Origin of the sequence: Burkholderia sp. Ac-20345 (genome assembly GCF_017104825.1) — a bacterium.
Taxonomy (GTDB): Bacteria; Pseudomonadota; Gammaproteobacteria; order Burkholderiales; family Burkholderiaceae; genus Burkholderia; species Burkholderia lata_B.
Map to the genome: position 1 here is coordinate 1 of NZ_JAAGPO010000298.1, position 8755 is coordinate 8755.

Consider the following 8755-nt stretch of genomic DNA (forward strand, 5'->3'; position numbering starts at 1 on the left):
TGCCGCCGACACGGCCGATTTCGCGGACTTCCGCCAGCGTTATCTGTCCCTGCAGCAGGACATGGAAACGGCGATCGGTCAGTTGCGCGGCCGCCTGCGGGTCGCGGTTGCCGCACGCTCGTCCGGAATGGCACGGCTCGCGACGCTCGACGCCATCATGGAGCGCGTGCTCGGCGCGCGCGAGCGCAGCCTGCTGTCGGCCATCCCCGCGCTGCTCGGCACGCGTTTCGGGCGGCTGCGCGACGCGGAGCGGCAGGCGCTCGCCGACGCTGAATCCGCAGCCGCAGCCGCAGCCGCAGCCGATCCGGCCGGTGACGGCGCGGTGGTGGCCGATGACACGGCCGTCACGGCGATCGTGCCCGGCACATGGCTCGATACGTTTCGCGACGAGATGCAAAGCATCCTGCTTGCCGAACTCGAAGTCCGGTTTCAAACGGTAGACGGGCTGCTCGCGGCCCTTCGCACCAGCTAATCAACACGCTATGTCCAGAATTCGCCTTGATCTCGTTGTCTTCGTCGCCGGTCTGCTCGCTGTGTGCTGGATCGGCGTCGGCTATGTCGCGTCGAACCCGCTGGCGTCGGCCGTCACGCTGCTGATCGCCGCGTGCTACGTCGCCGGCGCATGGGAACTGCTGCGCTACCGGCAGGCCACCGCCACGCTGTCGCGCGCGGTCGCCGGCCTGACCGAGCCGCCCGCGAAGCTCGACACGTGGCTCGACACGCTGCACCCGGGCCTGCGCGGCGCCGTGCGCGCACGGGTCGAAGGCGCGCGCGTCGCGCTGCCGGGCCCGTCGCTCACGCCTTACCTCGTCGGCCTGCTCGTGCTGCTCGGCATGCTCGGCACGCTGCTCGGGATGGTCGTCACGCTGAAGGGCACGGGCGCCGCGCTCGAAAGCGCGACCGATCTCGACGCGATCCGCGCGTCGCTGATTGCGCCGGTGAAGGGCCTCGGGTTCGCGTTCGGCACGTCGATCGCCGGCGTCGCGACGTCCGCGATGCTCGGGCTGCTGTCCGCGCTCGTGCGCCGCGAGCGGATCGACGCAGCCCAGCAGCTCGACGCGAAGATCGCGACGACGTTGCGCGTGCATTCGTCCGCGCACCAGCGCGACGAATCGTTCCGGCTGCTGCAGCGCCAGGCCGACGTGATGCCGGCGCTGGTCGATCGCCTGCAGACGATGATGACGACGCTCGAGGCGCGCAGCGTCGCGCTGCACGATCGCCAGATCGAAAGCCAGCAGGCGTTTTTCGACCGGACCGAGCGCGCGTACGCGGGCCTCGCGTCGAATGTCGGCGATGCGCTGAAGGAAAGCGCCGCCGAAAGCGCGCGCGTGGCCGGTGCCGCGCTGCAGCCGGTCGTCGCCGCGACGATGACGGGGCTTGCGCAGGAGATGGCCGCGCTGCGCGACACCGTGACGGGCGCCGTGCAGCGTCAGCTCGACGGGCTGACGGACGGCTTCGAGAAGACCACCGGCAACGTGACGGCCGTCTGGAACCGCGCGCTCGACGAACAGCGCCGTGCAGGCGACGCCGTCGCGCAGCAGCTCCAGACGACGCTCGGCCAGTTCACCGACACGTTCGCGCAGCGTTCGACGGACCTGCTCGACGGCGTGGCAACGCGCCTCGAATCGACTGAAAGCCGCCTGTCGGACGCATGGCGCGATGCGCTGTCGCGCCAGGAGCAGGTCGGCGAGACGCTGGCCGGCCAGCATGCGCGCGCGCTGGGCGAGGCCGCCGCGACGTTCGAACGCCATTCGGGCGCGACGCTCGCCGCGATGCGCGAGTCGCACGCGGGGCTGCAGTCCGACCTGGCGGCGCGCGACGAACAGCGTGTCGCCGCGTGGAACGATTCGCTGGCCGCGATGGCCGCGAAGCTCGGTGACGAATGGCAACGCGCGGGTGTACACAGTGCCGGCCGTCAGCAGGAAATCTGCGACGCACTGGCGCAAACGACGCGTGATCTCACGGCACAGGCTTCGACGTTCGAACAACGCTCGACCGATCTGCTGTCGACGATTCGCGATTCGCACACGGGCCTGCAGACGCAGCTTGCCGCACGCGATGAAGAACGCCTGTCGGCATGGAACGATTCGCTGGCCGCGATGGCCACGAAGCTCGGCGACGAATGGCAGCGCGCAGGCGTGCATAGCGCTGGCCGCCAGCAGGAAATCTGCGACGCACTCGCACAAACGACGCGCGACCTGACCACGCAGGCGTCGACCTTCGAACAACGTTCGACCGATCTGCTGTCGACGATTCGCGATTCGCACACGGGCCTGCAGACGCAGCTTGCCGCACGCGATGAAGAACGCCTGTCGGCATGGAACGACTCGCTGGCCGCGATGGCCACGAAGCTCGGCGACGAATGGCAGCGTGCAGGTGTGCATAGCGCCGGCCGCCAGCAGGAAATCTGCGATTCGCTCGCACAAACGACGCGCGACCTGACCACGCAGGCTTCGACGTTCGAGCAACGCTCAAGCGATCTGCTGTCGACGATCCGCGATTCGCACACGGGCCTGCAGACGCAGCTTGCTGCGCGCGATGAAGAACGCCTCACCGCGTGGAACGATTCGCTGGCCGCGATGGCGACGAAGCTCGGCGACGAATGGCAACGCGCAGGCGTGCACAGCGCGGGCCGCCAGCAGGAAATCTGCGACGCACTCGCACAAACGACGCGCGATCTGACCGCGCAGGCATCGACGTTCGAACAACGCTCGAACGACCTGCTGTCGACGATCCGCGATTCGCATGCCGGCCTGCAGACGCAGCTTGCCGCGCGCGACGAACAGCGCCTGTCGGCATGGAACGACTCGCTCGCTGCGATGGCCGCCGCGCTGCGTGACGAATGGGCGCAGACGAGCGCGCAGGCCGCGACGCGTCAGCAGGACATCTGCGACACGCTGGCGCGCACCGCGAACGACATCACCGCGCAGGCACAGGTGCATGCGAGCGACACGATCAACGAGATCGCGCGCCTCGTGCAGGCTGCGTCGGAGGCGCCGAAGGCCGCGGCCGACGTCGTCGCCGAGCTGCGCCAGCGCTTGTCCGACAGCCTGGTGCACGACACTGCGATGCTCGAGGAACGCAGCCGCCTGCTCGCGACGCTCGAAACGCTGCTCGGCGCGGTCAACCACGCGTCGACCGAACAGCGCACCGCGATCGACGCGCTCGTCAGCACGTCGGCCGACCTGCTCGACCGCGTCGGCGCGCGCTTCAACGACACCGTCGATGCCGAAACCCGCAAGCTCGACTCGGTGGCCGCGCAGGTCACGGCAGGCGCTGTCGAAGTCGCGAGCCTCGGCGACGCGTTCGGCATGGCCGTGCAGGTATTCGGCGAGTCGAACGACAAGCTGCTGACCCATCTGCAACGGATCGAGGCCGCGCTCGAGAAATCGCTCGCGCGCAGCGACGAGCAGCTCGAGTACTACGTCGCGCAGGCGCGCGAGGTGATCGACCTGAGCATGATGTCGCAGAAGCAGATCGTCGAAGACCTGCAGCAGCTCGCCGGCCGGCGGGCGAGCGTCGGAGCGTAACGCATGCACGACGAAATCGACGGCGGCGCGTCCTCCGCGCCGGTATGGCCCGCGTTCGCCGACCTGATGTCGGTGCTGCTCGGCGCGTTCGTGCTGATCCTCGTCGGCGTGATCGGCATGCAGCTTCAGCTCACGTCGAAGCTCGAGGAAGCCGTACGCGCGCGCCAGCAGGAAGCGCAGCAGCGCAAGTCGCTCGAGCAGGCGCTCGCCGGGCCGCTCGCGGCCGGCCGCGTGACGCTCGTGAACGGTCGTATCGGCATCAGCGGCAACGTGCTGTTCGCGCTGAACTCCGACCAGTTGCAGCCCGCGGGCCGCGATCTGCTGAAGACGCTGGCCGCGCCGCTGGGCGCCTACCTGAAGACGCGCGACGAGATCCTGATGATCAGCGGCTTCGCCGACGACCAGCAGGTGCATGCCGGCAACCGCCAGTTCGCGGACAACTGGGAACTGTCGGCCAAGCGCGCGTTGACGGTCACGCGTGCGCTGATCGACGCCGGCGTGCCGGCGTCGTCGGTGTTCGCGGCCGCGTTCGGCTCGGAACAGCCGGTCAGTTCGAATGCGGACGATGAAGGCCGCGCGAAGAACCGTCGCGTGGAGATCGCGCCGGTGCCGCGCAAGTCGGCATCGAACGGAGGGAAGGCGAAGTGACGGGTGACGCGACGCACGTTCGCGCGACGCTCGACGCATGGCGCGAGCAGGGCGCCGATCGGCTCGATCCGGTGCGCTTTCACCGGATCGACGCGCTCGAACGACGGGCGGCCGTGCTCGAAGGTGACGCACGCGCGTTGCTCGACGCGCGTCTGGCGACGTTGCTCGAAGGTTTCGCGGAGGTTGTGTCGCGCGCCGGTGAAACGGGCACCGTGAGCGACGCGCCAGGTGCGCCCGCGCGCGGCGCGCTGTCGGAACTCGTCGAGCGGCTCGCGCGCGATGCGCAGGCCGACCGGCGCGGGCTCGATCCCGAGCTGGTCGACTACTTCCGCACGATGTGGTCGAAAGTCCGCACGGAGCAGCAGTACCGTCAGTCGCTCGACCAGGTGCCGCGCAACGCGGGGCCGCTCAATTCGAACAGTCTCGTGCACCGGTCGCTCGCGACGATGCGCGAGTTGTCGCCGGCCTATCTGCAGCAGTTCCTGTCGTATGTCGACGCGCTCGCGTGGCTCGAGGATCTTGCCGGCGGCGGCGCGCAGCCCGAGAAGGAAGCGCCGCGCGCGAAGGCGGCAAAACCAGCGAAGAAGGTGACGCGCACGAAGGCGCGGTAACGCCGCGCGCGTTCACGAACGAACGCAGGTCACTACCGGCCGGGCTCTGCCTCCTGGATCGCCGCGCGCAGTGCGTGCAACGCGCCGGCCAGCGCCGCCGCGAACGGCGGATGCGCGGCGACGCCCGCCGCGTCGAGCTGGCTTCCGAGGATCGGCAGCGTGATCGACGCGGGTTCGACGATGCGCGCCGACATCACCGACAGCGTTTCGCGCAGCGCCGCGTCCGCATGCGTCGCGCGCGGCGACGCATTCAGCACCGCGACCGGTTTGTACACGACGGCCTCGCATCCCACGATCCAGTCCAGCGCGTTCTTCATCACGCCCGTTACGCCGTGCGCGTATTCCGGGCTGGCGATCAGCAAGCCGTCGGCAGCATTCACGCGGTCGATCAGGTCGCGCACCGCAGCGGGCGACGGATATTCGGCATCGGGATTGAACAGCGGAAATTCGCCGAGACGATCGAAGCGCACGATGCGCATGCCGCGCGGCGCGACGAGCGCGGCTGCATCGAGCAGCGCGGCGTTGTACGACTGCGTGCGGAGGCTGCCGCACAGCGCGACGATGTCGATGTGGCGGTCGGCGTGGGTGCGGGGATCGGTGGTCATCGATGTGCGTGTCGGTTGGCGCGTGGCATAGCGGCGTGCGTCGCGCGGGTCGCACGGATTATCGCACCGGCGTCGGGACGGCACCGGTCATCCCCGTCACGCGCGCGAATTCCCCGATTTCCCATCCGTTTCCGAGCATCAGCCGCCGCGTATGCAGCGCGCCGTGCACGTCGTCGGCGACGGTGTCGCCGAGATAACGCAGCGCACGCTCCTCGATATCGACGAAGCCGTGCCGGTAGTCTTGCGCGAGCGCTGTCCACAACTGCGCGGCGCCAATCGACTGGCGCGCGCCGCTGATCAGGCACAGGCCTGCGTCGAGCCCCCAGCGATACAGCGTCGTCGCGAGGCCCTTGCGCTGCGACGAGCCGCGCAGCCGCGTATGCGGCGCGCGCAGGTAGCGGTCGGCGCGGCGCGGGATTTCGGGTAAGCGGTTGAACACCGTATAGCCGGCCAGCTGGCGCGCGGCCGGATCCTCGACATACAGGAAGTACTCGCCGTCCGCTTCGCGGTGGCGGACGATCAGGCCGGAGCGGTCGAGCGCGATGGCCGGCAGGCCGTGCAGGCGATGGCCTGGCTGGTGGAGACGCGCGTAGAGCGTGTCGAGTTCATCGTCGATGTCGTGCTGGGAATGCTGTACGTCGATGCGCATGGCAAAGGTCGCCCGTCCCGGGCGGTCCGAGAAAGTGGTTCATCGCAAAAGGGGAGAGGAATGGGTGCGGCCCCCGGGCTCGGCAAAGCGAGCCGGGGCCGCGAATCAGCTGGGGATGTGCTGGAAACCGGCGGCGATCGCGGCGAGGCCCGCGATGCAGAGTGCAAACAGGATCAGGACTTTGTGGATCACGTCTCTCTCCTCAAGAATGCGCGGCGCCGAAGGGTGGCATCGCGGAGACGGTGAGCGGCGGGCACGGCCCGCGCGGCCGTCGTGCGGGACGACGGTCGAAGGTCCGGGTGATAGCGCGCAGGTCGGGCGCCGTATCGCACGCGGACGGGCAGCACCATACGCGACGCGATTCCGGTGGGCAACCGGACAGAAGATGAAAAGCGACGAAAGGCGGAGATTCGCGTCGTTTCGCGACAATTGGCCGCAAGGGGGCGTGTCGCCGCTTGAGTGGCGGGCGAGGCGGGCCGGATCGCGGCTACAGGACAGTGCGCGCGGCCGGTGCCGTCAACCGGCCACCGCGCGCTCGTAGAGCGAAGCGATGTAACCGCTGGGCAGCGGGCGAAGCGCGACGCGTTCGAAGCCCAGCGCCTCGTAATACGCACACAGCTTCACGTTGCGCGGATCGCAATCGAGCCGCAGAAGCGCGCGCTGCTGCGCGCGCACCTGATCCGCGCACCAGTCGACCGCATGGCGGCCGAGCCCGCGGCCATGGAAGCCGTCCCGTACCGAGAGCCGGTGCAGATAGCCGGCGACGGGCGCCTGCGGCCCCCAGTACGCTTCGTCGTCCCACGTCAGCACGAACATCGCGGCCGCGATGCCGTCCTGCTCGACGATGTGAAGACTGCCGTCGTCGAGCATCGGGCGAACGTCCTGTTCGGTGCGTGCGCGATGCCCCCATGCCGTGTCGTCGTGCGCGGTCTTGAGCGCAACGGCATCGGTCAGAATGCGTGCGGCAATCGCCGCATCATCGGTCGTAGCCAGCCGCACCGTGGTGACGTTCATCGTTCGCCTGTTGCACCGTTCTCGAGGGAGCGCGCATTGTGCGCCGGAACCGGCGAAACGTCGATGTGCGAACGCGAACGAGAACGCAGACGTGGGCGGGGCAGTCGGCCCCGCCTTGCGCCGCTGCTTCAGGCCGGCGCGCGCTGCCCGAATGCCTGCTTGATCCGCGCGAACAACCCATGTTGCTCGATCCATTCGGCATACGCGCGATAGTCGGGGTCGCGCATCAGGTGGCGCTCTTCCGTCTTCGCCCGCGTGTAGTAGATCAGGTTGACCGCGACGAGCCCCGCACAGTGCATGAGCCCGACCTGCCAGCCGAGCGGCTCGACGAACGGCACCGACACCATCCAGTACGACAGGTTCTTCGTGATGTACGCCGGATGCTTCGTGAAACGGTACGGGCCCGACGTTATGATCCCGCGATTGGTGAGGTTCGAGAAACGCAGCCCGAACGAGATCGTGCACAGCGCGTAGGTCAGCAGCAGCAGGATGATCACGGTGCCCCAGATCACGCGCAGCGTCGGAGCCGACATCAGCCAGTTGTCCCAGAACATCGAGCCTTCATAACGGATGTAGTTGTTCGAGAACAGCGACCAGAACGGCTGGTAGCACATCAGCGCGGCGACCCAGCCGAGCGTCGTCGGCTCGACGGTGCGCACGTGGCTGTCGAGGATGCGGAACGTGCACAGGTAGCCGACGGTGCCGAACATCAGGTCCATCGTGAACGACAGGTCGTACATGAACACGAAGGCCGCGATCGTCGTCGGCGCGTGCATCGCGTTCGCGAGCGACGCGGTCAGGTGATCGGCGTCCTTCGACAGGTAGACGGTCATCAGCGGCAGGAAGAACGCCTTCACGCCCCAGCCGGCCAGCATCTCGCGCACCGGCTTCCAGCTCGCGGGCTGCTCGCGGCGGAACAGGAAGCGGCCCCACAGCAGGTACGCGTCGTCGGTCTCGCGCTGGTGCCGGTCCATCCACGCGAAGTAGAACGGCGCGGCGACGATCACGTACGGCGCGAGCGAGCGCAGCAGCGACCAGAACGGCCGGTAGAACGCACCGTGGTATTCGGGCAGCAGCCAGTAGATCACGCCGATGCCGGCATAGATCGACGTCAGCGCGCCGAGCCGCGTCGTGACGCGCGCGATGCCGAGCGGCCGGACGGCCTGCCGTGACAGGCCCGCGCTCGGGCGCAGGTAGACGCGCGAGATGAAGATTTCGTGCAGCGCGATCGTGCCGATGATCGCGAGGCTGGCGATGACCGCGCGCGTCGCGGCATCGAGGGCCGGCTGGTCGCGCGTGATCCACAGCGCAAAGAGCCCGGCGGCGATGCCGAGCAGGCCGGCGCGCAGGGGCGTGGCGGAACGGGGTGGGTGGTCCTGGACCGCGGCGATGCCGTCAAGCGTGGAATTCATGATCGGATCCTCGTACGGATGAGGGCCGGCGCCCCCGCTTGGCGGGTGACGCCGGCCGTCGGCCGGGCTTTGTATGGATGCGCGCCCGGCCATTGGCCTGTGGTTCTGATAGGTAAAGCGTTACTTCTTGGTGCCGCCGCCCAGCAGACCGCCGAGGAGGTTCGTCACCGGCGACAGCAGGTTGCCGGCGCCGCCCGCGGCACCACCGTTCGAGCCGCCGGTCAGGCCACCCACCACGGAGCCACCGCCAGCCGGCGTCGTGACCGTGCCGGCCGCGCCGCCGGGG

8 protein-coding genes are annotated in these 8755 nt (G+C 68.8%); 4 read left to right on the top strand and 4 right to left on the bottom strand.

What is annotated here, in order from left to right; all coding sequences use genetic code 11:
* The 4 genes from G3O06_RS44600 to G3O06_RS44615 all read left to right on the top strand — a co-directional run.
* On the top strand, positions 1 to 472 hold a 472-nt coding region (locus G3O06_RS44600; RefSeq protein WP_205819888.1), incomplete at its 5' end, for a DUF3348 family protein.
* 10 nt (positions 473 to 482) lie between these two features.
* Positions 483 to 3530: a DUF802 domain-containing protein gene (locus G3O06_RS44605; protein ID WP_205819889.1), complete on the top strand. Its 3048-nt coding sequence runs from the start codon at positions 483 to 485 to the stop codon at positions 3528 to 3530.
* A gap of 3 nt (positions 3531 to 3533) precedes the next feature.
* Positions 3534 to 4178, top strand: a complete 645-nt coding sequence (locus tag G3O06_RS44610; protein WP_069250901.1) for an OmpA family protein — start codon at positions 3534 to 3536, stop codon at positions 4176 to 4178.
* Positions 4175 to 4789 carry a DUF2894 domain-containing protein gene (locus tag G3O06_RS44615; protein WP_205819890.1) on the top strand — a complete coding sequence of 205 codons (615 nt, stop codon included), beginning with the start codon at positions 4175 to 4177 and terminating at the stop codon, positions 4787 to 4789. Before G3O06_RS44610 ends, G3O06_RS44615 begins: the two co-directional genes overlap by 4 nt.
* Positions 4790 to 4821: 32 nt before the next feature.
* Here G3O06_RS44615 and G3O06_RS44620 read toward each other — a convergent pair whose 3' ends face one another.
* The 4 genes from G3O06_RS44620 to G3O06_RS44635 form a co-directional block, all read right to left on the bottom strand.
* Positions 4822 to 5394: an NADPH-dependent FMN reductase gene (locus tag G3O06_RS44620; RefSeq protein ID WP_205819891.1), complete on the bottom strand. Its 573-nt coding sequence runs from the start codon at positions 5392 to 5394 to the stop codon at positions 4822 to 4824.
* 58 nt (positions 5395 to 5452) lie between these two features.
* A complete protein-coding gene (locus G3O06_RS44625; RefSeq protein ID WP_205819892.1) occupies positions 5453 to 6043 on the bottom strand; it encodes a histone acetyltransferase in 591 nt (196 codons plus the stop codon).
* Positions 6044 to 6559: 516 nt separating this feature from the next.
* Positions 6560 to 7057, bottom strand: a complete 498-nt coding sequence (locus G3O06_RS44630; RefSeq protein WP_205819893.1) for a GNAT family N-acetyltransferase — start codon at positions 7055 to 7057, stop codon at positions 6560 to 6562.
* Positions 7058 to 7185: 128 nt separating this feature from the next.
* The gene (locus G3O06_RS44635; RefSeq protein ID WP_205819894.1) at positions 7186 to 8469 is read right to left on the bottom strand and encodes an isoprenylcysteine carboxylmethyltransferase family protein; all 1284 of its coding nucleotides are present in this window, start codon (positions 8467 to 8469) and stop codon (positions 7186 to 7188) included.
* Positions 8470 to 8755: the final 286 nt, after the last annotated feature.

Bases quoted from the DNA above. Each gene is read 5' to 3' on its own strand.
- G3O06_RS44605 (WP_205819889.1), top strand. From the start codon at position 483: ATGTCCAGAATTCGCCTTGATCTCGTTGTCTTCGTCGCCGGTCTGCTC.
- G3O06_RS44610 (WP_069250901.1), top strand. From the start codon at position 3,534: ATGCACGACGAAATCGACGGCGGCGCGTCCTCCGCGCCGGTATGGCCC.
- G3O06_RS44620 (WP_205819891.1), bottom strand. From the start codon at position 5,394: ATGACCACCGATCCCCGCACCCACGCCGACCGCCACATCGACATCGTC.
- G3O06_RS44625 (WP_205819892.1), bottom strand. From the start codon at position 6,043: ATGCGCATCGACGTACAGCATTCCCAGCACGACATCGACGATGAACTC.
- G3O06_RS44630 (WP_205819893.1), bottom strand. From the start codon at position 7,057: ATGAACGTCACCACGGTGCGGCTGGCTACGACCGATGATGCGGCGATT.
- G3O06_RS44635 (WP_205819894.1), bottom strand. From the start codon at position 8,469: ATGAATTCCACGCTTGACGGCATCGCCGCGGTCCAGGACCACCCACCC.